A 20,477-nucleotide genomic window follows, 5' to 3' on the forward strand; every position below is an offset into this window, starting at 1 on the left:
GCCACCGGCGGCCCGTGGCCGTTTGGGCGGGTCGGGTCAGCGCGCGGGCGCGAGTTGGCGTTGCCGGTGGCCGACGACCCGGCACACCAGGTAGATGGTGAACGAGATCGCGGTGACGAAGGTCGACACCGGAACGCCCGGTGCGAGCGAGAGCAGCAGCCCGCCCACCGCGGCCACCTCGGCGAAGATCACCGACAGCACGGTCGCCCGCATCGGGCTCGAGGTGACCTGCGCGGCCGCCGCTGCCGGGGTGATCAGCAGCGCGAGTACCAGCAGCGCGCCGACGATCTGCACGCCGAAGGCGGCGGTGATGCCCAGCAGCACGGCGAAGACCACCGACAGCGCCCGCACCGGCACCCCGCGCGCGATCGCGACCTCGGGATCGGCGCTGGCGAACAGCAGCGGCCGATACACCACCGACAGCACGGCGAGCACCAGCGCGGTGCAGGTGAGCAGCAGCGCGAGCCCGTCGTAGCCGACGCTGGCGACCTGCCCGGTGAGCAGCGAGAACTTCGACCCCGCGCGGTCGGGAGCCAGCCAGAGGAACAGCACCGACAGGCCCAGCCCGAACGAGAGCACCACCGCGATCACCGAATCACGTTCGCGCGCACGGGAACCCAGCCAGCCGAAGAGTACGGCGGCGACCACCGAGCCGGCGATCGCGCCGAACCCGATCCCGACGCCGAGCAGCAGCGCGGCCGACGCGCCGGTCAGCGACAACTCGCTGGTGCCGTGCACGGCGAACGACATCTGCCGCATCACGATCAGCGGCCCGATCAGCCCGGCCAGCAGGCCGAGCAGGGCGCTGGCCAGCAGCGCCTGCTGGACGAAGTCGTAGCCGAGCAGATCGATGGTGATGCCGAAGTCGAACATCTGCCCGAAGACCCTGGTGAGCTTGTCCATCAGGCCGTCCCGCCGAGCGCGTCCATGTCGTCGCCGGTGCCGACCACCACCAGGCGCCCGCGCACCCGCAGCACCTCGACCTCGGTGTTGTAGAGCTCCGAGAGCGTCTCCGAGGTCATCACCTCGTCGGGTGTGCCGATCCGGAACTCGCCGTCGACCAAGTAGAGGACCCGGTCGACCAGCGGCAGGATCGGGTTGATCTCGTGCGTCACGAACAGCACCGCGGTGTCGTGTTCCCGGCGCCGCCGGTCGACCAGTTCGGCGACGAGGCGCTGATTGGCCAGATCGAGGCTGAGCAGAGGCTCGTCGCACAGCAGCACCGACGGATCACCGACCAGCGCCTGGGCGACCCGCAGCCGCTGCTGCTCACCGCCGGAGAGGGTGTCCAGCGGCGCGTGCGCGAAGCGCCGCGCCCCGACCGCGTCGATGGCCGCCTCGACCCTGCGCGCGCGTTCGCCGCGGCGTCGCCAGCCCAGGCCCCACCGATGCCCGTCGACCCCGAGGCCGACCAGATCGACCCCGCGCATCTGCACGCCGGCATCGATCGTCTTCTGCTGCGGTACGTAACCGATGCCGGAATTGCCGACGCTGGCCTGCTCGCCCGCGACCTGGGCTGTGCCGGAACTGAGGTCGAGCCTGCCGAGCAGCACCCGCAGCAGCGAGGTCTTGCCGGAGCCGTTGGGGCCGAGGACCGCGATGAACTCGCCCGGTGTCACGTCGAGGTCGAGGTCGCGCCACAGGACGCGCTCGCCGAACGACAGCGTGGCCGCGCGCAGGCGGATCGCCGCGTCGGCGGTGTCGGCCTGCGCGCGGACCGTGGTGGTGGTCTCGGACAGCGCTGCTCCTTCGGTCATCGGCCCCGGCATGGTCAGTTCAGTGCTGCGGCGAGCGCTTCGGCATTGGCGGTCTGCCACTGCACGTAGTCGACGCCCTCGGGCAGGGTCTCGGTCAGCTCGACGATCGCGATGCCCGCGTTCTCCGCGGCGGCCCGCAGGTCCTGGGTGATCTTGTCCTGGGTCTGGGTGTTGTAGATCACGGCCTTCACCTGGTTGCCGGTGATCAGGTCGCGGGTGGCGGCCACGGCGGCGGGCGAGGGGTCGGTCTCCTGCTCGATCGCTTCCTGGAACTCGTGCGGTGTCTTGTCCTGCACGGTCGCGGCCAGCAGCAGGTAGTGCGCCAGCGGCTCGGACTGGGCGACGGGCGCGTTCGGGTGCTGGGTGGCGATGGTGCCGGTGATGGCGCTGATGCCCATCAGCTGATTCTTGAAAGCGACCGCGCGGTCGGTGTAGCCGCCCGCGTTGGTGGCGTCGATCTCGCCGAGTTCGGCGGCGATCCGGTCGGCGACCGCGGCGACGGTGGTGACGTCGTACCAGACGTGCTCGTTCTCGTCGCTCTTGTCCGAGCGCTCCTCGAAGGCTTCGACGGTGCGCTTGTCCTTGCCCGAGATGGCCTTCTCGATGAACTCGTCGTAGTGGCCGCCGTTGAACACGACCAGGTCGGCATCGCTGATCTTGGCGGTGTCGGAGGCCGTGGTCTCGAACGAGTGCGGGTCGGCGGCGGGGTCGCTGATGATCGAGGTCACCTCGATGTCCGGGCCCGCGACCGCGGTGGCGATGGAGCCCCACACATTGGTCGAGGCGACGATCGAGAGACCGTCCTGATCGTCGGAGCCGCTACCGCAGGCGGTGAGGACGACCGCGGTCACCACTCCTGCCGTGAGACCGGCACAAATGCGGGCGAATCGAGTGTTCACGCGGAGCTCCTGGCAGTGCTGATCCAGGGCACGTGTGCCCTAGATCATAATGGAAACCGTTACCGTTTTAGATTAGCAGGATCTCTGCTGATCAGGCGAACGAGGCGGCTGGTCTCGTGAGCACATGGGTAACTCGCCGGGCACCGGCCGACGTTCCCTGTCGAGAACGTCGGCCGGTGGCTGGAGGCTCCCCGCGCCTAGATCTGGCCAGAAGTCACGGGGAGGCGGATCTGCTGGCTGAGCAACTGGGCGCAGCGCAGGAGCCCGAGGTGGCTGTAGGCCTGCGGGTGGTTGCCGAGGGAGCGTTCGGCTACCGGGTCGTACTCCTCGCTGAGCAGGCCGGTGGGGCCCGCGGCGGCGACGAGCTGGGCGAACAGGGCCTCGGCATCGGAGCGACGGCCGATCAGCAGGTACGCCTCGACGAGCCAGGCGGCGCACAGGTGGAACCCGCCCTCGCCGCCGGGGAGGCCGTCGTCGTGGTGGTACCGGTAGACGGTCGCGCCGCTGCGCAGTTCGGCCTCGGTCGCCACCACGGTCGCCGCGAAGCGCGGGTCGGCGGGGTCGATCAGGCCGCTCAGGCCGATGTGCAGGGTGGCCGCGTCCAGGTCGGTGCCTTCGTAGGCGGCAGTGTAGGACTGCACCTCGTCGTTCCAGCCCTTGGCCTTCACCTCGTCGGCGATGGTGTCGCGCAGGGTCACCCACTCGGGGGCGGCGGGGCGGTCGAAGCGCTCGGCCAGGGTCAGCGCGCGATCGATCGTCAGCCAGCCCATCACCTTGGAGTACACGTGATGACGCGGGTTGCCGCGGATCTCCCAGATGCCGTGGTCGGGCTCGGTCCAGCGCCGCTGCACCGCCGAGACCATGGCGTGCACCAGTTCCCAGTCGGCGTCGGGCAGCGCCTTGCCCGGTTCGGTCGCGCCCTGGCGCTCGCGCTCCTGGGCCATCGAGGTGATCAGGTCGACGATCGGCCCGAACACGTCGAGCTGCACCTGCATGTTGGCCGCGTTGCCCACCCGCACCGGCCGCGAACCGGCATAGCCGGGCAGCAGGTCGATGACGGCCTCGGGCGGCAGCGTCTCGCCGTAGATCGTGTACAGCGGGTGCAGCCGCTCGGGACCGGGCAGCGTGGCGAGCACCTTGTGCACCCACTCGAGGAATTCCTCGGCCTCGGTCAGCGAGCCGAGCGTCACCAGCGCCTGCGCGGTCAGCGAGGCGTCGCGCAGCCAGCAGTAGCGGTAGTCCCAGTTGCGCACGCCGCCGATGTCCTCGGGCAGCGAAGTGGTCGCGGCCGCCAGGATCGAGCCCGACGGGCGGTGCACGAGCCCGCGCAGGGTCAGTGCCGAGCGCTTCATCAGGTCCGGCTTGAGCGGGGGCAGCTGCAACCCGGCCGCCCACTGCGACCAGTACTGCTCGGCGATCTGCCGACGCTGCCGTTCCGGCGTCATCGACGGGGCGAGATCGGCGGTACCGCAACGCAATTCGAGCACAACCGGCTCCACGGAAGGATCGACCACCGCGCGCGCCTGCTCATAGGTGCCGTCGGAGACGATCTCCCACTCGACACCGGGAGAGCGCAGCACCATCGGGTCGTTGGTGCCGCTGACCCGAAGCCCGTTGCGCACGGCCTCGATCCGCACCTGGACCTGCCCGAACTCCGGTCGCGGCGCGAAGGTCACGACGGCCTTCGCGTCGCCGGTGATCACCCGGGTCAGGTCGGTGCGGTTGGGTGCCACGTCGTGCGGCAGGTAGTCCACCACACCCAAACTGGCCCAGCGGGTTTCGACCGTCATCGTGCCGTCCACGTACCGCTGCGACAGCGGCAGTCCGGCGCGTTCGGGTGCCACGGTGAAGTGCCCGGCCGCGTTGCCGCCGAGCAGATGCGCGAAGACCGCCGCCGAATCCGGTTCGGGATGACAGAACCAGGTCACCGTCGCGTCGGGGGTCAGCAGCGCGACCGAGCGCGGGCTGGCCAGCATGGTCAGCCGCTCGATGCGCGGGGCGCTCGCCCCCGCCAGCCAGGTCCGGCGCTCCTCGGCCAGGAAGGCCAGCGCCCGAGCCACGTCCTCGGTGGACTCGACCCGCAGCTTGGCCAGGCTCTCGCCCTCGCCGACCTTGATCCCGACGTCGGGGCCCGAGAGTACCCGGAACGCCTTCTCGTCGGTGACGTCGTCGCCGAAGAACACGGCGGCCGAGGCGCTTTCCTGGTGCCGGATGGTGTCCAGGGCGGTGCCCTTGTCGGTGGGGATCACCGCGAGCTCGATCACCGCCTTGCCCTCGGTCACCTGCACGCCCACCCAGCAGGCGGGGCCCTGGCGAACCGAATTCAGTGCGCGCCTGCCGATCTCGGGGCTGGCATTGCGCACGTGCAGGGCGGCGCTGGCCGGTTTGGTCTCGACCGTCACGCCGGGGTTCTCGGCCGCGATCCGCGCGAACGCGGTCTGGATCTCGGCGAGCAACTGCTTGGCATCGTTGTCGATGGCGTGCACGAAGCCGACGTCGAACTCCGAGCCGTGGCTGCCGATCAGCTGCACCTCGACCGGCAGGCGCGACAGCGCGGCCAGATCACGTAGTGCCCGACCGGAAATCACCGCGGCCGTCGTGTTCGCCAACCCCGCCAGCGCGCGTAACGCGCTCACCGATTCCCGTTGGGGAAACGCTTTCGCGGGGTCGGACACGATCGGGGCAATAGTCCCGTCGTAGTCCGAGGCAACCAAGAGCCGTGGCACGCGCGCAACCGACGCCAGTGCACGGCGGACTTCCAAGGGCAGATCCTGTGCGCTCACGCATCCAACCTAGTGATGGGAGGAGTTGATCAGGGGGCGCGAAAAACAATACTGCGTCAATTTTGCCGCGCGGACGGCGCGGCGGGTTGTGCGCTCGCGTGGCCGACGCTCGCTCGCGATCTCGCGGCTAATTCCGGGCTCCCAGCCGATGGCGCGGGCAGGCGTCGGCCGAGCTCACCGCGCTCGCGGACCGGTCGGCGAGGCGCGCGGAGCTGGTAGGTGCGCTGTTACGCATATGCGACGTCGGCTATGCATCTTCTCACTGGAAGGCGCACAGCCGACGTGTGTCAACAGGCGTGGGCGATTTGTGACGATGTTGCCGCGGTATCGGCGGTGTCGCGGTGCTACCCGCGATCGCCCAGCAACAGATCGACGGTCAGCTCGAGCCGTTCGGTGACATCGGTCGCGGAGGCGCGGCGGGTGAGCCACGCGACAAGGTTGGACAGCCACACATCGGAGATGACGCGGGCGATGGCGAGCTGGCGGTCGTCGGGTTCGCCGTCGCTCATGGCGCGGGCGAAGACACGGTCCATCACCTTGCCGACCCGGTCCACCTCGGCGGCCGCGGAGGCGTCGGCGAACATGAACGCGCGGGTCATGGCCTCGGTGAGCAGCGGGTCGCGCTGCATCATCCGGGTGATCTGGGTGAGCAGGCCGTGCATGCGCTCGGACGGCCCGTCGCCGGGTAGTGGCCTGCGCTTGCCCTCGAACTGCTCGAATTCCCTGGCCAGCGCCGAGACCAGCAGGTGGACCTTGGACGGGAAATAGCGGTACAGCGTGCCGACGGCGACATCGGCGCGCTCGGCGACAGCGCGCATCTGCACGGCGTCGTAGCCGCCCTTGGAAGCCAACGCGAGCGTGGCGTCGAGAATGCGCTTGCGGCGTTCGCGCTGTGCGGAAGAACTCAGCTCGTCCTCGGACAGTGTCGTCACGGTGGGCGTGGGGGCAGGACTGTCCATCGTGGAAACCCTTTCGCTGCGTTCTTTTCGTCGGCGGTGCCGCACGCCACTGTGCGCCTGGAGCATCCGTCAGTGTAGGTCTCTTGACTTACACCCGGCCCAGATATTAGAACATGTTCTAGGAGTGGGAGCCACGCCGGAAGGGCGGATTTTCTTGTGACCATCGCCACCACTGACGAGCATAAAGCCGCCGCGGAGTCGCTGCGGGGCTGGGCGAGTTCGGTCGCGCCGATTGCAACAATGCGGGCCCGCGGTGCGGGCAGCTGGCAGGAGTATTGGCCCGCGTTGTCGGAGTTCGGCCTGTTCGGGGTCGCCCTCGACGAGGAGCACGGTGGCCTCGGCGGCACCGTCGCCGACCTGGCCGTGCTGCTGGAACAGACCGCCGCCGACCTGGTCGGCGGTCCGGTCCTGGCCACCGCGCTGGCCGGATTGATCACCGAGGGCACTGTGTCCGACGGCACGCCGTGCGCGGTCGCCGTGCCGACCGCGGAATTCACCGCCACCGCGGTGGGTTCGGATGCCGACGGCTGGACCGTCACCGGCACGTGGGATTTCGTCTACGGCGCCGACCAGCAGACCCAGGTCCTGGTTCCGGCGACCACCGAGGACGGCACCCGCTGGTTGCTGATTCCGCCTGCGGCGGTGACGATTACGCCGCTGGCCAACTCGGACCACACAGTGCCGCTGGCGCAGGTGAGCGCCACCGGGGCCGCGGCCGCGTCGAGCTTCGCGCCCAGCGTCGATGTCACCGACCTGTTCGTCACCCTCGCGGTGTCGGAGCTGGCCGGGATCGCCGGCTGGTGCCTGCGCACCGCGGTCGACTACGCCAAGGTTCGTGAGCAGTTCGGCAAGCCGATCGGCAGTTTCCAGTCGATCAAGCACCTGTGCGCGTGGATGCTGTGCCGCACCGAGCTGATCCGCGCCGTCGCCGCCGACGCGGCCGCCGCGATCGACTCCGGCGGGGCCGAACTGCCCATCGCCGCCGCCGTCGCCGCGGCCACCGCGCTCGACGCCGCGGTCGACACCGCCAAGGACGCCATCCAGGTGCTCGGCGGCATCGGCTTCACCTGGGAGCACGACGCGCACTTCTACCTGCGCCGGGCCAGCGCCCTGCGGCAGCTGCTCGGCGGATCGGCACGCTGGCGGGCCAGGGTCGCCGAGCTCACCAGGGCCGGGCAGCGTCGCACCACCGGCGCCGAGCGTGTCCTCGGCGACGCGACGGCCGACGCCGACGTGGCCGCCGAGATCGCCGACATCGCCGCCCTGCCCGCGGGCGAACAGCCTGCCGCGCTGGTCAGGGCGGGTCTGGTCATGCCGCACTGGCCCGCGCCCTACGGCCGCGCGGCCGACCCGATGACCTGCCTGCAGATCGCCGAACAGCTGCGCCGTGCCGGTCTGGAGACCCCCGACCTGGCCATCGCCGGCTGGGCGGTGCCGACGCTGCTGCGGTTCGGCAGCCAGGCCCAGATCGACCGTTTCGTCCGCCCGACGCTGCACGGTGAGGTGATCTGGTGCCAGCTGTTCAGCGAACCCGGCGCCGGTTCCGATCTCGCCGCCCTGCGCACCACCGCCGAGAAGGTGGACGGTGGCTGGGTGCTGCGCGGTCAGAAGGTGTGGACCTCGCTGGGCTCCACCGCGAACTGGGGCATCTGTCTGGCCCGCACCGATCCGGCGGTGGCCAAGCATCGCGGGATCAGCTACTTCCTCGTCGACATGCGCACCGCGGGCGTGCAGGTGCGTCCGCTGGTGCAGATCACCGGCGAGGACCGATTCAGCGAGGTCTTCCTCGACGACGTGTTCGTCCCCGACGACTGCCTGGTCGGCGCGCTGAACAACGGGTGGAAGATCGCGCGCACCACGTTGTCGGCCGAGCGGGTCGCCATGGGCGGCGGTGGAATCGGTGGCGCGCTCGAAACGCTGCTGGACCGTTTCCCGCCCGGCGGATGGGGAACTGAACTGCGGGAGGACCGTTTCGGCGCCCTGATCACCTCCTCGATCGCTGGTTCGTTGCTCGAACAGCGGATCGCGGTGGCGACGATGGCCGGAGTCGACGCGGGCGCCCAAGCCAGCGTCCGCAAGCTCGTCGGTGTCCGGCATCGCCAGGACCTGGCGGAATACGCCTTGGAACTGACCGGTCCGGAAGGTTCTCTGGATGGCGACGCTCTGAAAGAATTCTTGCTCACACGCTGTCTCTCCATCGCGGGCGGTACCGAGCAGATCCTGTTGACCGTGGCCGCCGAACGGATTCTCGGCCTGCCGCGCGATGCGGACAGTTAGCTCGATGAGGGAGGACGCCGTGGACTTCACCCGCGACGAAAGTGCCGACGCCGTAGCCGAGGTGGTCGTGAGCCTGCTCGAACGAGAGCAGGCGCGCGACATGGAATTGTGGCCCAGTCTGATCGACTCCGGCTTGCTCGCGGTCCCTGTGCCCGAGCGCTTCGGCGGCGACGGCATGGGTCTGCTCGAGGTGTCGGCCCTGCTCATGGAGCTGGCCACCGATGCCGTCGCGGTGCCCGCGCTGCCGACCTTCGGGTTCGGTGTGCTGCCACTGCTGCCGGTGCTGTCGGACGCGCTCTCCGAGCGCGTGCTGGCCGAGGTCGGCAAGGGCATCGTGCTCACCGCCGCGCTGAACGAACCCGGCGCGCCGTTCACCACCGCACCCGCCACCACCGCGGTCCGCGCGGGCGAGACGGTGCGGATCAGCGGCCGCAAGGTCGGCGTGATCTACGCCGAGCAGGCGCGCTGGATCCTGGTGCCCACCGATGCCGGTGTGGCACTGGTGGATTCGGTCGCACCGGGACTCGAGATCATTCCGGTCGCCGGTTCGGCGGGCATCCCGGAGGCGACGCTGGTCCTCGACGAGGTCGAGATCCCGGCCGACCAACTGCTGCCCGACGCCCTGCCCGGCCTGCACCGCCACGCCCTGGCCACCATCGGCGCGGTCGCCGACGGCCTGCTCAAGGGCGCGCTCACGCTCACCGCCGAGCACGTGCGCACCAGGGAGCAGTTCGGCAGGCCACTGGCCGAGTTCCAGGCGGTGGCCCAGCAGATCGCCGACCTGTACGTGGTCTCGCGCACCCTGCACGTGGCCGCCGAATCGGCGTGCTGGGCGCTGGCCCAGGACGATCCCTCGCCCGAGCACCAGGGGCGCATCGACGAGGATCTCGACGTGCTCGCCTACTGGGCGGCGTCGGAGGTTCCGCGCGCCATGCAGCACTGTCACCACCTGCATGGTGGGCTCGGGGTGGATATCACCCACCCGATGCACCGGTACTACTCACAGGCCAAAGACCTCGCCCGTCTGCTCGGCGGTGCGGGCCTGCGGCTCGACCTTCTGGGGGCAAGATGTTCATCGATCTGACCGCCGAACAGCGGCGGTTGCGCGAGGAATTGCGTTCCTATTTCGCCGATCTCGTCACCCCGGCCGAGGCCGCGGCGATGGCCACCGACCGGCACGGCGACGCCTACCGCGAGGTGGTGCGCCGGATGGGCCGCGACGGCTGGCTCGGCGTCGGCTGGCCGAAGGAGTTCGGCGGCCAGGGTTTCGGCCCGATGGAACAGCAGATCTTCTTCAACGAGGCCGTCCGCGCGGATGTCCCGCTGCCGCTGGTGACGCTGCTGACCGTCGGACCCACCCTGCAGAAGTACGGCACCGACCTGCAGAAGAAGAAGTTCCTGCCCGGAATCCTGTCCGGCGACATCCATTTCGCCATCGGCTACTCCGAGCCGGAGGCGGGCACCGACCTGGCCGCGCTGCGCACCACCGCGGTGCGCGACGGCGACGGTGACTGGATCGTCAACGGGCAGAAGATCTTCACCACCGGCGCCCACGAAGCCGACTATGTCTGGTTGGCCTGCCGCACCGGCACCGTCGAGTCCCGGCATCGCGGCATCACGATCCTGATCGCCGACACCAAGGACCCCGGCTACTCCTGGACGCCGATCATCACCTGCGACGGCGCCCATCACACCAACGCCACGTACTTCGACGACGTGCGAGTACCGGCGGAGATGCTGGTGGGCGAGGAGAACCGCGGCTGGCGGCTGATCACCACCCAGCTCAACCACGAGCGGGTGAGCCTCGGTCCGTCGGGCAAGATCGAGCAGCTCTACGACCGGCTGCGCGACTGGTCGGCCGAACACGACCTGCTCGGTGAGGCCGAGGTTCGTCGCGCGCTCGGCCGGGTGCGCACCATGGTGCGGCTCAACGAGCTGCTGAACTGGCAGGTCGCGGCCGCCGACACCAGCGCGGCGCCGAACGCCGTGATCGCCGACGCCTCGGCCACGAAGGTGTTCTCCACCGAATCGCTGCAGGAGGCGGGCCGGATCGTGGAGGAGATCATCGGCCGCTACGGCGATCCCGCCGAGCCGGGTACCGCCGAGCTGCTCGGCTGGCTGGACCGGCGGACCAAACAGAACCTCGTCGTCACCTTCGGCGGCGGCGTCAACGAGATCATGCGCGAACTGGTCGCCTCGGCCGGGCTCGAACTGCCGCGCGTGCCCCGATGAGCGAGGAGCGGCGCGTGCCGGAAAGTATTGCCCCCGAAGATGTTCCCGAAGCCCTGACGAAGTTGTCCGCCGCCGGTGCGTCCGCGCCGCGCGCCGGGCGCGACCCGGTGAACCAGCCGATGATCAACAACTGGGTCGAGGCGCTGGGCGACACCAATCCGATCTATGTCGACGACGAGTCGGCGCGGGCCGCCGGCCATCCCGGCATCGTCGCCCCACCCGCCATGGCGCAGGTGTGGACGATGAACGGCCTGCACGGGACGCGCACCGCCGACGACCCGCTCGGTCTGGCCACGCAACTGCTCGACGACGCGGGCTACACCTCTGTCGTGGGCACCAACTGCGAGCAGACCTATCACCGCTACCTGCGGCCGGGGGAGGAGGTGACCGTCTCCAGCAGGCTCTCGGAGTTCAAGGGCCCCAAGCGAACCGGACTCGGCGACGGTTGGTTCCTCACCTTCACGACCAGCTGGCATGTCGGTGACGAGCTCGTCACCGACATGTTGTTCCGCATCCTGAAATTCGCGCCCGCCGCTCCGGCCGACGAGGCGTCCGCCGAGTTCCTTGCCGCGCCCGCCGAACGGGTCGGTCCCGTGATCTCGCGTGACACCGAGTTCTTCTGGGCGGGAACCGAAGTCGGCGAGCTGCGGATTCAGCGGCTGCCCGACGGCACCCTGCGCCATCCGCCGATTCCCGCGCTGTGGCAGGACAAGGCCGAGCCCACCGACTACGTGGTGGCCGCGGGCACCGGAACCGTGTTCAGCTTCGTCGTGCATCACGCGCCGAAGGTCCCCGGCCGTGAGCTGCCCTTCGTCGTCGCCCTGGTCGAACTCGACGAAGGGGTGCGCATGCTCGGCGAGCTGCGCGGCATCGACCCGGCCGAGGTCGAGGTCGGGGTGCCGGTGCGCGCCGACTTCGAGAAGCTCGCCGACGGAACAGTGCTGCCCTTCTGGCAGGCCCAGCGGTGATCGCCGCACCCCGCGACGACCGGCCCGGCAACGGGCACCGGTACGTCGCTCGGGGTCGCGCCGTGCCGATTCGCCCTGTCCGTCCGGAAAGGACCCGCAAGTGACTACCACCATCGATCCCGCCGCCATCGCGGTGGGAACCGCGCTGCCGGAGTTGGTGATCCACGCCGATCCCACCTTCGTGATCAGCACCGCCCTGGCCACCCGGGATTTCCAGGACGTGCACCATGACCGCGACAAGGCGGTGGCGCGCGGTTCCAGCGACATCTTCGTCAACATCCTCACCGACACCGGCCTGGTGCAGCGCCTCGTCACCGACTGGGCGGGCCCGCGCGCGCTGGTGAAGTCCATCGCGCTCCGGCTCGGTGTGCCGCTGTATGCCGGTGACACCCTGACCCTTTCGGGCACCGTCACCGAGGTGTCCGGCGCGCAGGTCACCATCGACGTGCGCGGGCGTGACAGCCTGGGCGAGCACATCACCGCCACGGCGGTCATCGTTGTGCCCGAACTGGCGGTGCCATGAGTACCGCAGCGCGCGGCGATTCCCAGGGCCGCACCGGTGGCCGCGATCGTCTCGGCGATGACATCAGTGCTACCGACACCGCCGTCGTGCCCGAACTGGAGTTGAAATGAGTACACCACCGCGCAGTGATTCCCAGGGTGGCGCCGGTCTGTCCGGGCGCGCCGCGATCGTCGGCATCGGCGCCACGGACTTCTCCAAGGACTCCGGTCGCAGTGAGCTGCGCCTGGCCGCAGAAGCGGTGAGCGCCGCACTCGCCGATGCCGGGCTCACCCCCGCCGACGTCGACGGCCTGACCACCTTCACCATGGACACCAACACCCAGGCCGCCGTCGCCAGGGCGGTCGGCATTCCGAGCCTGAAGTTCTTCAGCCACATCGGTTACGGCGGCGGCGCGGCGTGCGCGACCGTGCAACAGGCGGCGATGGCCGTGGCCACCGGTGTCGCCGATGTGGTGGTCGCCTACCGCGCGTTCAACGAGCGTTCCGGCGCGCGGTTCGGCCAGTTCTCCCCGGCCCTGGCCGCCGCGCCGACCTCCTCGGGTATCGACGCGGGCTGGGCCTACCCGCAGGGTCTCGGCACGCCCGCCGCGCAGGTCGCGATGGTCGCGCGCCGGTACATGCACGTCACCGGCGCCACCAGTGCCGACTTCGGCGCCGTGGCCGTGGCCGACCGCAAGCACGCCGCGGTGAACCCCCACGCCTTCTTCTACGGCAAGCCGATCACCCTGGAACAGCACCAGGATTCGCGCTGGATCGCCGAACCGCTGCACCTGCTCGACTGCTGTCAGGAATCCGATGGCGGCGTGGCGATCGTGGTCACCAGCGCCGAACGTGCCCGCGACCTCCCGCAACGACCGGCTGTCATCGCGGCCGCCGCCCAGGGGTCCGGCGCCGATCAGTACGTGATGACCAGCTACTACCGCGACGCCATGACCGGCCTGCCGGAAATGGGCCTGGTCGGCGACCAGCTGTGGGCGCAGAGCGGCCTGACCGCCGCCGACATGCAGGCCGCCATCCTCTACGACCACTTCACCCCGTTCGTCCTGATGCAGCTCGAGGAACTGGGGTTCTGCGGTCGCGGCGAGGCCAAGGACTTCATCGCCGACGGCGCCATCGAACTCGGTGGCCGCCTGCCGCTCAACACCCACGGCGGCCAGCTCGGCGAGGCCTACATCCATGGGATGAACGGCATCGCCGAAGCGGTGCGGCAGATCCGCGGCGCCTCGGTCAACCAGGTCGAGGACCTGGAACGCATCCTCGTCACGGCCGGTACCGGCGTGCCCACCTCGGGGCTGGTGCTCACGGCGTAGCGGCTACCAGCTTCGGTGCACGGCGCCTTTTGCCCCGGTCACCAAGCTGCTCGCCGGCACGTCCTCGGCGACGACCGCGCCCGCGGCGATCACCGAGTCCCGGCCGATGCTGACCCCGGGCAGAATCATCGCGCCCGCCCCGATCCACACGTTCTCGGCGATGTCGATCGGTGCGCCGGTGAGGAATTCGCGCCGCTCCCGCGGGTCCACCGGGTGACCCATGGTGATGAAGGTGGCCTTCGGGCCGATCATCACGCCGCTGCCCAACCGGATCCCCGCGTAGTCGAGGAACGTGCATCCCTGATTGATGAAGACCCGCTCGGCCAGGTCCAGGTTGAGGCCGTGGTCGGTGTAGAAGGGCGGGTAGATGGTGAGGCCCGCCGGGAGCGATCGGCCGAGGATCTGTTCGAGGAGCGCTGTCTTGCCCGCCTCGTCGTCGAAGGGTGCGACGTTGAGTCTGGAGGTCAACTCGGTGACCTTCAGCACTCGCTCGTGCATGGCCCGGAATTCGGCGCCGAGCACGCGTTCGCCGCGGGCTAGAAGTTCGGGGTCGTGGATCAGCATGAGTGGATCGCTCGCCATCGCCCGATTCTCACCCCACCCGGATTCGTAGGCTCGACAGGGTGATTCCCTGCCATCTGGTCGACGTCCATGTACTCCTTGTTCGTGAGGACCGAATCCTGTTGAGCCTGCGCCGCAGCGGTGACAAGTACGACCATCGCTGGCACCTGCCCTCGGGCAAGCTCGAAGTCGGTGAATCCGCCGCGACCGGTGCGGCCCGCGAAGCCGCCGAGGAGGTGGGCGTCACCATCGACCCCACCACACTGCGGCTGATCCACGTCGCCCACGTGACCGCCCCCGGCCGCGACGCCCGCCTCGGCCTCTTCTTCCGCACCGAGGACTGGGTCGGCGAGCCGATCAACCGCGAGCCCGACAAATGCTACGAGCTGCGCTGGTTCCCACTCGCCGCCCTCCCCGCCGACCTCATCGAATACTCCGCCCTCGGCATCACCGCCCTCACCACACCCACCCCCTACTCCGAACTCGGTTGGCCGGGACACTGATCGGTGACCCGGGCGGCTACACACCGTCCGGATCCAACACCCCCGGCCGACGATGACTGGAACGCGGCGATGCTGGGGAGGTGTGTCCGCCGGGACTTCAGGGCCCAGGGGGCTCAGGCCGGTCGCTGTGCGCTCGTCAGGAACGAGGTGAGGGGGCGAGCGAGTTGAGTGACGCTGTCCGGGGTGCCCGTTGTCGAGTCCGCGCGGAGGCCGGCGAACCGGTCGAAGACCAGGCCCTCGAGGAGGGCGAGGAAGTCGCCGGCGGTGGCGCGCGGGTCGTCGGTGCCGAGGGCGGTGAACAGTTCGGTGGCGCGGTCGAGGGAGAAGAGGCTGCCTGCCAGCCGGACGTTGAGGTCGGGGTCGGACAGGGTTTCGATGATCAGGGCGTGGCGCGCTTCGACGAATTCCACGTCGACGACATCGGCGACGCCATGCTCATCGCCCGGCTCATCGACACCCTTTTCGCCGACCACCGGACCCTCGTCGTCACCTCGAACTACCCGCCCGCGGATCTCCTCCCCAACCCCCTGTTCCACGACCGGTTCCTCCCGACCATCGACCGCATTCTCGCCAACCTCACCGTCGTCACTCTGGACGGACCTGTCGACTACCGCGCCCTCGCCGTCCGCCGTGACCACGGCTTCGCCACCGGCCATTACATCCTCGACCCGCCCGAACAGGCAGCTGTCGGCCCTCGCCGACGGCATCTTCGGCCTTCGGCACGCCTCGACTCGCGTGACCCGGCAGTCCCGGTCTCGCGGCGACGGGATCTGCCACCTCCGGCACGCCGCGATACGCGCGAACACGCAGCCCCGGGTGGCGCACCCGCCGATGAGGTGGGGGCAATCGCATCCGGCCTGCCCGCGGATGTGGCTACCGGGCGAGGCGGGCCCTGCCCCCGCGCCGATGCCGCTCCTGATTCCCACGGTTCACACTCGCTCGTCGCCCTGGGTGACGGTCGCACCGTCCGTGCCCACGCCGTCGAGGGCGACGCCGTCACCTTCGACTTCGAGGACCTGTGCGGCACCCCCACCAGCGCCGCCGACTACCTCCACCTGGCCAGGCGGTTCCACCACTGGATCCTGCGCGCCGTCCCATCCCTGCGCGACGTGCCCCCGGATTGGGCGATGCGGCTGGTGACTCTCGTCGACATCCTCTACGACGCCGACCTGCCCTGCACGATCCACGCCGCCGAGCCGGTCGCCGAACTCACCGCGGGCGTGCCGACGATCCCGGATCTGGCCCGCACCGCCAGCCGTCTTTGTGAATTGTCACAGGTCGACGCGAAGAATGTTCGCACTGCTCAGCGAGCCTGGGTAGGGCGAGGGGGACAATGAAGGGAGAGGAAATCCAAAAGCGCCGATTTCCTCCCGAGCGAACCACTCGGCATGTAACTATGTGGCTGTTTTGTGCAGTCTCTGGGGTTTGGTGGTACAGCTGTGATCGGGGTGAATCAGCCCATACCGCGGGCGGTCGTCGTGATCGCGCTGATCGTCGCGGCGACCATCGCGTTGCAGGGCACCCTTCCCGGTGCCGGCGAGGCGTCGAACTCCACGCCGTCTCCACTGCTGGTGGCGGTGATGCCGGTGCTGCTGTTGGTCTCCATCGTCATCCTGGTCGCCGGAGTGATCGCCAGTCAGCATCGTCTTCCCTTGGCGATGCCGCAAGCCGAGCGCGATGAACTTCCCCAGGTGCAGTGGCGCAAACTGGCGCTGCTGGTGCCGTTCTCGATCGCGGTCGTGGCGCTGGTCTTCGCGGGCGGGGTCACCGCGCTGTTCCTGCTGCCCGGCGCGCGACCGATGCGACCAGCCGCCGAGACCCTGCCGGAAGGCTCCGGCCCGGTACCCACGCCGACGGGTGCACCAGCCCCCGATCCGACCGCCGGTCCCACTCAGCTCACCGGAACAGCGCTGCTGATCGCGGCGGTGCTGGCCATCGTGCTGATCGCCGTCGCCCTGTTCGGCCTGATCGTGGTGGCCGTCGCCGCGCGCCGCGAACCCGCGCCCGCCGCACCGGAGCTGCCCGACGCGACACCGGACGAGGTCGATTCCCTCACCAGGGCCGCCGAGATGGGCCTGGCCGCGATGAACGCGCCGGGCCAGGACCCGCGCACCGCCATCATCGCCTGCTACGTGGCCATGGAACGCGGCCTGTCCAGTGACCGCGCCGCCCGCCCGCAAGCCTCCGACACCCCGATGGAGGTCCTCGCCAGGGCCTTCGAAAGCGGTGTGCTGCACGATGCCTCGGCCCGCGAGCTGGTCGCGCTGTTCGAGGAGGCGCGGTTCAGCCCGCACTCGATGCTCGAATGGCAGCGCATGCGCGCCGAACAGCTCCTGCGCATCGTGCTCACGGACCTGCAGCGAAGGTTGGTCCCGGCATGAGTGGTCAGCGCCCGGAGGCCGTAGCTCGCGTCACCACGCAGCACGCCCGAGCATGCCCAGGGGGTGCGGTGTGAAAGAGCAGACGGTGGAACCGAGCGGGACGAGCCGGGTGTCGGTGATCGTGACCGCGATCGTCGTGGTGGTGTTGATCGAGGTCGTGCTCCTGCGGCTCGACCGCGATGTCCTGCCGCTCGCGGTCGCCCTCCCGGTCGCCGTCGCGCTCGCCACGCTGCTGTGGTCGTTGCGGCACCGCGTGGTGCGCGAGGAACCGCTCACCGAGTACATCGACAACGGACCGGCGGAGATGCTCGGTCGCTGGCACGCCCGCGCCGAGATGCTGACCGCGCGTGCGGAGGGCACCCGCGCCGACTGGGATCGCCACCTGCGGCCGTTGCTCGCCAAGGAATTCGAGTTGTCCACCGGTCTGCGGGTCGCCAAGAACCGCAGGGCCACCGAAGCCGCCGGTCAACTGCAGTTCGGTCCCGAACTGTGGCGTTGGGTGGACCCTGCGAACTCGGCATTGCGCGACCAGACCGGTCGCGCACCGGGTAGGGAGGCGCTGGACGAGATCCTGCGCCGATTGCAGACGATGTGAGGGGTTAGAGGCCACCGATGACCATGCCGTTGAACGTGACCGTCCAGCGCTCCGACGCCGTGCTGCGTGAACTGGGCCGAGTCGTGGTCGGCAAGCGCGATGAGATGCAGCTCATCATGATCGCCGTGCTGTCCGGGGGACATGTCCTCATCGAGGATCTGCCAGGTCTGGGCAAGACGCTGATCGCGCGATCCTTCGCGGCCGCGCTCGGGCTCGATTTCACCCGCGTGCAGTTCACGCCGGATTTACTGCCCGCTGATCTGCTGGGCTCGACGATCTACGACATGTCGTCGGGCCGCTTCAATTTCCGGCGCGGGCCGGTGTTCACCAATGTGCTGCTGGCCGACGAGATCAACCGCACCCCGCCCAAGACCCAGGCGGCGCTGCTGGAGGCGATGGCCGAGGGCCAGGTGAGCATCGACGGCGAAACCTTCCTGCTTCCACAGCCTTTCGTGGTGCTCGCGACCGACAACCCGATCGAGTACGAGGGCACCTACCCGTTGCCGGAGGCCCAGCTCGACCGCTTCGCCATCCAGCTGCGGCTGGGCTATCTGTCCGAGCAGGACGAGACCCAGATGATCCGGCGTCGGCTCGAACGCGGTTCCACCCCGCCGCAGGTGGGCCAGGTGGTCGACGCGCAGGGCCTGATGGAGATGCGCCAGTCGGTCGAGTTCGTCACCGTGCATCCCGACGTCGTGAATTACGTGGTGGCTCTCGCCTCGGCGACCCGCAGTCACCCGCAGGTGGAGGTCGGCGCCAGCCCGCGCGCCGAACTCGACCTGGTACAGATGTCGCGGGCGCGCGCCCTGCTGCTCGGGCGCGACTATGTGATCCCCGAGGACGTGAAGGCGCTGGCGGTGCCCGCGATGGCGCACCGCATCACCCTGCGCCCGGAGATGTGGGTGCGCCGCATCCGTGGCGAGGACGTCATCGCCGAACTCCTCCGACGGCTACCGGTGCCCCGCGCCACCAGCACATGAAGCACCGCGACGAATCCAGGACGGTCGAGGTCGACCTGCGGTGGCGGCCGGCCCCGTTGGTGTTCATCCTGGCCGGGTGTGCGGCGGCGGCACTGGTCGTCGCGGTGCTGCGTGGACAGTGGCAGCTGGTGGTCTTCGCCGCCCCGATGCTCGGCGTGCTCGCCACCGCGCCGTGGCAGCAGGCGCCGACGCGCATCCAGGTCGACGGCAGCGGCACCGTGCGCTGCTTCGAAGGCGAGGTGGTCGGCTGCACGGCCGCCGCGTTCGTCGAACGCGGACACGCCCTGCTGCGGATGACGGCGCTGCCGCTGCCCGGTCTCGATCTCGAGGTCGAGGAGGCGCACGATTCCGGCGGCGCGCCCGCCGGAATGCGGCTCGGGCTCTCGGCCACCCGCTGGGGACGGTATCCGGTGCAGGTCACAGTGGCGGCGCTGAGTCCGGCCGGGCTCGCGGTCGCCACCGCCGAACTGCCCGCGGCCAAGCTGTATGTGTACCCGATCGCGGACCCGAATCGCATGCGGTTGCCGCGCACCGAACTTCCCGATCGCATCGGCACCCATCTCACCCGCAGGCACGGCCCCGGCGTCGAGTACGCCGACATTCGCGCCTACGCGCCCGGCGACCAGCTGCGCACCGTGAACTGGCCGGTGAGCGCGCGCCGCGGACGGCTCTACGTCACCGAACGGTTCACCAATCGCTCCGCCGACGTGGTCGTCCTCGTCGACACCTCGATGCAGGCACCCGGCCCGGCCACCGACTCGCTGGAACTGTCCGTGCGCGGCGCGGCGCAGGTGGTGCAGTCGACGCTGCAGGCCGGTGACCGTACCGCCGTCGTCTGCCTCGGCGATTCCCCGCGCTGGCTGCGCCCCGACATCGGCCGCAGACAGTTCTACCGGATCGTCGACACCGTTCTGGGCGTCGGTGACGAACACGTCGAGACCACCGGCACCCTGGCGCCGCACGCCGCGGTGCCGATCGGCGCGATCGTCGTCGCCTTCTCGACGCTGCTCGACACCCAGTTCGCGCTGGCCCTGATCGACCTGCGCAAACGCGGCCACGTGGTGATCGCGGTCGACGTCCTGCGTGGCACTCCGTTCGCCGACGGCCTCGATCCGACCATGGCCAAGATGTGGCAGCTGGAACGGGCCTCGATGTATCGCGACATGGGCACCGTCGGCGTCGACATCATCGCCTGGCCCGACGACACCCGCCTGGACCAGGCCATGCGCCTGCTGCCCGATCATCGCCGAACGGTACGGGTGCGCCGATGACCAGATTCCTCGCCCTGCTGGCCGGACTGCTGTTGGTCTCGGCCGTCGCGCTGATCAACCCGCCCGTCGGTGCGGCCGCGCTCGCCCTGGTGATCGTGAGCTGGTGGTGGCGACCGGCCGCCGTCGTCGCGGTGCTGGTGGCGATCGGCGTCATCGCCTTCGCCGACATCGGCGTGATCGCCTCCGCCGCGACAGGTCTGGTGGCCACCACCTATCTGCTCAACGCCGCCGTCCTGCACGCCCCCGAAGGCGTGGTCCCGACAACGATCCCCTCGGTCGGTGGTGCCGTCCTGTTCGCCATCGCCGCCACCACCGCGGCCCTGGTCCCCGTGGAAATCGCCTGGGCGCCCCTGGCCGCGCCGGTACTCATCGTCCTCATCTACGCCCTGCTCATCGGCGGGCTCACCCCCAAACCAAGATCACCAGGCCCGGAGGGCGGTCAGCTTTCGGCTGATGCCGCCACCAAGACCTGGTGATCA

20 protein-coding genes are annotated in these 20,477 nt (G+C 69.7%); 13 read left to right on the forward strand and 7 right to left on the reverse strand.

The features are described from left to right. Positions 1-36 precede the first annotated feature (36 nt). From BOX37_RS02055 to kstR, 5 genes are all read right to left on the reverse strand, one after another. Positions 37-903 carry a metal ABC transporter permease gene (locus BOX37_RS02055; RefSeq protein WP_156910234.1) on the reverse strand — a complete coding sequence of 289 codons (867 nt, stop codon included), beginning with the start codon at positions 901-903 and terminating at the stop codon, positions 37-39. Further along, positions 903-1,775, reverse strand: coding sequence for a metal ABC transporter ATP-binding protein (locus BOX37_RS02060; protein WP_420811602.1), 873 nt, complete (start codon positions 1,773-1,775; stop codon positions 903-905). Before BOX37_RS02060 ends, BOX37_RS02055 begins: the two co-directional genes overlap by 1 nt. Continuing rightward, positions 1,772-2,656: a metal ABC transporter solute-binding protein, Zn/Mn family gene (locus tag BOX37_RS02065; RefSeq protein WP_071925966.1), complete on the reverse strand. Its 885-nt coding sequence runs from the start codon at positions 2,654-2,656 to the stop codon at positions 1,772-1,774. Before BOX37_RS02065 ends, BOX37_RS02060 begins: the two co-directional genes overlap by 4 nt. A 197-nt stretch (positions 2,657-2,853) precedes the next feature. Further along, positions 2,854-5,439: a trehalose-phosphatase gene (gene otsB, locus BOX37_RS02070; RefSeq protein ID WP_071925967.1), complete on the reverse strand. Its 2,586-nt coding sequence runs from the start codon at positions 5,437-5,439 to the stop codon at positions 2,854-2,856. 344 nt (positions 5,440-5,783) lie between these two features. Further along, positions 5,784-6,398, reverse strand: a complete 615-nt coding sequence (gene kstR / locus BOX37_RS02075) for a cholesterol catabolism transcriptional regulator KstR (RefSeq protein WP_071925968.1) — start codon at positions 6,396-6,398, stop codon at positions 5,784-5,786. A gap of 156 nt (positions 6,399-6,554) precedes the next feature. Here kstR and BOX37_RS02080 point away from each other — a divergent pair, with 156 nt between their 5' ends. The 6 genes from BOX37_RS02080 (at position 6,555) to BOX37_RS02105 (ending at position 13,707) form a co-directional block, all read left to right on the forward strand. Beyond that, on the forward strand, positions 6,555-8,675 hold the full coding sequence (locus tag BOX37_RS02080) for an acyl-CoA dehydrogenase family protein (RefSeq protein ID WP_071925969.1): 2,121 nt from the start codon (positions 6,555-6,557) through the stop codon (positions 8,673-8,675). Positions 8,676-8,679: 4 nt separating this feature from the next. Beyond that, positions 8,680-9,759, forward strand: a complete 1,080-nt coding sequence (locus tag BOX37_RS02085) for an acyl-CoA dehydrogenase family protein (protein ID WP_206045754.1) — start codon at positions 8,680-8,682, stop codon at positions 9,757-9,759. Further along, positions 9,744-10,907: an acyl-CoA dehydrogenase family protein gene (locus tag BOX37_RS02090; RefSeq protein ID WP_071925971.1), complete on the forward strand. Its 1,164-nt coding sequence runs from the start codon at positions 9,744-9,746 to the stop codon at positions 10,905-10,907. Before BOX37_RS02085 ends, BOX37_RS02090 begins: the two co-directional genes overlap by 16 nt. A gap of 14 nt (positions 10,908-10,921) precedes the next feature. Further along, positions 10,922-11,875, forward strand: a complete 954-nt coding sequence (locus BOX37_RS02095) for a bifunctional MaoC family dehydratase N-terminal/OB-fold nucleic acid binding domain-containing protein (protein ID WP_071931115.1) — start codon at positions 10,922-10,924, stop codon at positions 11,873-11,875. A gap of 100 nt (positions 11,876-11,975) precedes the next feature. Then, positions 11,976-12,398, forward strand: a complete 423-nt coding sequence (locus BOX37_RS02100; RefSeq protein WP_071925973.1) for a MaoC family dehydratase — start codon at positions 11,976-11,978, stop codon at positions 12,396-12,398. A gap of 106 nt (positions 12,399-12,504) precedes the next feature. Then, complete coding sequence (locus BOX37_RS02105; RefSeq protein ID WP_071925975.1) at positions 12,505-13,707, forward strand: lipid-transfer protein; 1,203 nt, start codon at positions 12,505-12,507, stop codon at positions 13,705-13,707. A 3-nt stretch (positions 13,708-13,710) separates the two neighbouring features. Here the strand turns inward: BOX37_RS02105 and BOX37_RS02110 are convergent, their stop codons facing one another. Beyond that, the gene (locus BOX37_RS02110; protein ID WP_071925977.1) at positions 13,711-14,289 is read right to left on the reverse strand and encodes a sugar O-acetyltransferase; all 579 of its coding nucleotides are present in this window, start codon (positions 14,287-14,289) and stop codon (positions 13,711-13,713) included. Between the two features lie 41 nt (positions 14,290-14,330). Here BOX37_RS02110 and BOX37_RS02115 point away from each other — a divergent pair, with 41 nt between their 5' ends. Beyond that, a complete protein-coding gene (locus BOX37_RS02115; protein ID WP_156910235.1) occupies positions 14,331-14,771 on the forward strand; it encodes an NUDIX domain-containing protein in 441 nt (146 codons plus the stop codon). Positions 14,772-14,884: 113 nt separating this feature from the next. On the opposite strand, the gene BOX37_RS02120 is transcribed toward BOX37_RS02115, so the two are convergent. After that, complete coding sequence (locus BOX37_RS02120; protein ID WP_071925980.1) at positions 14,885-15,181, reverse strand: ABC-F family ATP-binding cassette domain-containing protein; 297 nt, start codon at positions 15,179-15,181, stop codon at positions 14,885-14,887. Between BOX37_RS02120 and zapE the strand changes: the two genes are divergently transcribed. The 6 genes from zapE to BOX37_RS02155 all read left to right on the forward strand — a co-directional run bounded on the left by zapE (position 15,158) and on the right by BOX37_RS02155 (position 20,474). Continuing rightward, positions 15,158-16,108 (forward strand): cell division protein ZapE, encoded by a 951-nt coding sequence (gene zapE / locus BOX37_RS35035; RefSeq protein WP_420811571.1) that lies wholly within the window; start codon positions 15,158-15,160, stop codon positions 16,106-16,108. The genes BOX37_RS02120 and zapE overlap by 24 nt on opposite strands. 111 nt (positions 16,109-16,219) lie before the next feature. Then, on the forward strand, positions 16,220-17,152 hold the full coding sequence (locus BOX37_RS02135) for a DUF4129 domain-containing protein (RefSeq protein WP_071925983.1): 933 nt from the start codon (positions 16,220-16,222) through the stop codon (positions 17,150-17,152). A gap of 70 nt (positions 17,153-17,222) precedes the next feature. Then, the gene (locus BOX37_RS02140) at positions 17,223-17,747 is read left to right on the forward strand and encodes a hypothetical protein (protein WP_240505170.1); all 525 of its coding nucleotides are present in this window, start codon (positions 17,223-17,225) and stop codon (positions 17,745-17,747) included. A 17-nt stretch (positions 17,748-17,764) separates the two neighbouring features. Beyond that, positions 17,765-18,727, forward strand: coding sequence for an AAA family ATPase (locus BOX37_RS02145; protein WP_071925987.1), 963 nt, complete (start codon positions 17,765-17,767; stop codon positions 18,725-18,727). Further along, positions 18,724-19,998: a DUF58 domain-containing protein gene (locus tag BOX37_RS02150; RefSeq protein WP_071925989.1), complete on the forward strand. Its 1,275-nt coding sequence runs from the start codon at positions 18,724-18,726 to the stop codon at positions 19,996-19,998. The genes BOX37_RS02145 and BOX37_RS02150 overlap by 4 nt, the downstream gene beginning before the upstream one ends. Beyond that, positions 19,995-20,474, forward strand: coding sequence for a hypothetical protein (locus BOX37_RS02155; RefSeq protein ID WP_071925990.1), 480 nt, complete (start codon positions 19,995-19,997; stop codon positions 20,472-20,474). Before BOX37_RS02150 ends, BOX37_RS02155 begins: the two co-directional genes overlap by 4 nt. Positions 20,475-20,477: the final 3 nt, after the last annotated feature.

The sequence above is a fragment of the Nocardia mangyaensis genome, from assembly GCF_001886715.1.
Lineage (GTDB): Bacteria > Actinomycetota > Actinomycetes > Mycobacteriales > Mycobacteriaceae > Nocardia > Nocardia mangyaensis.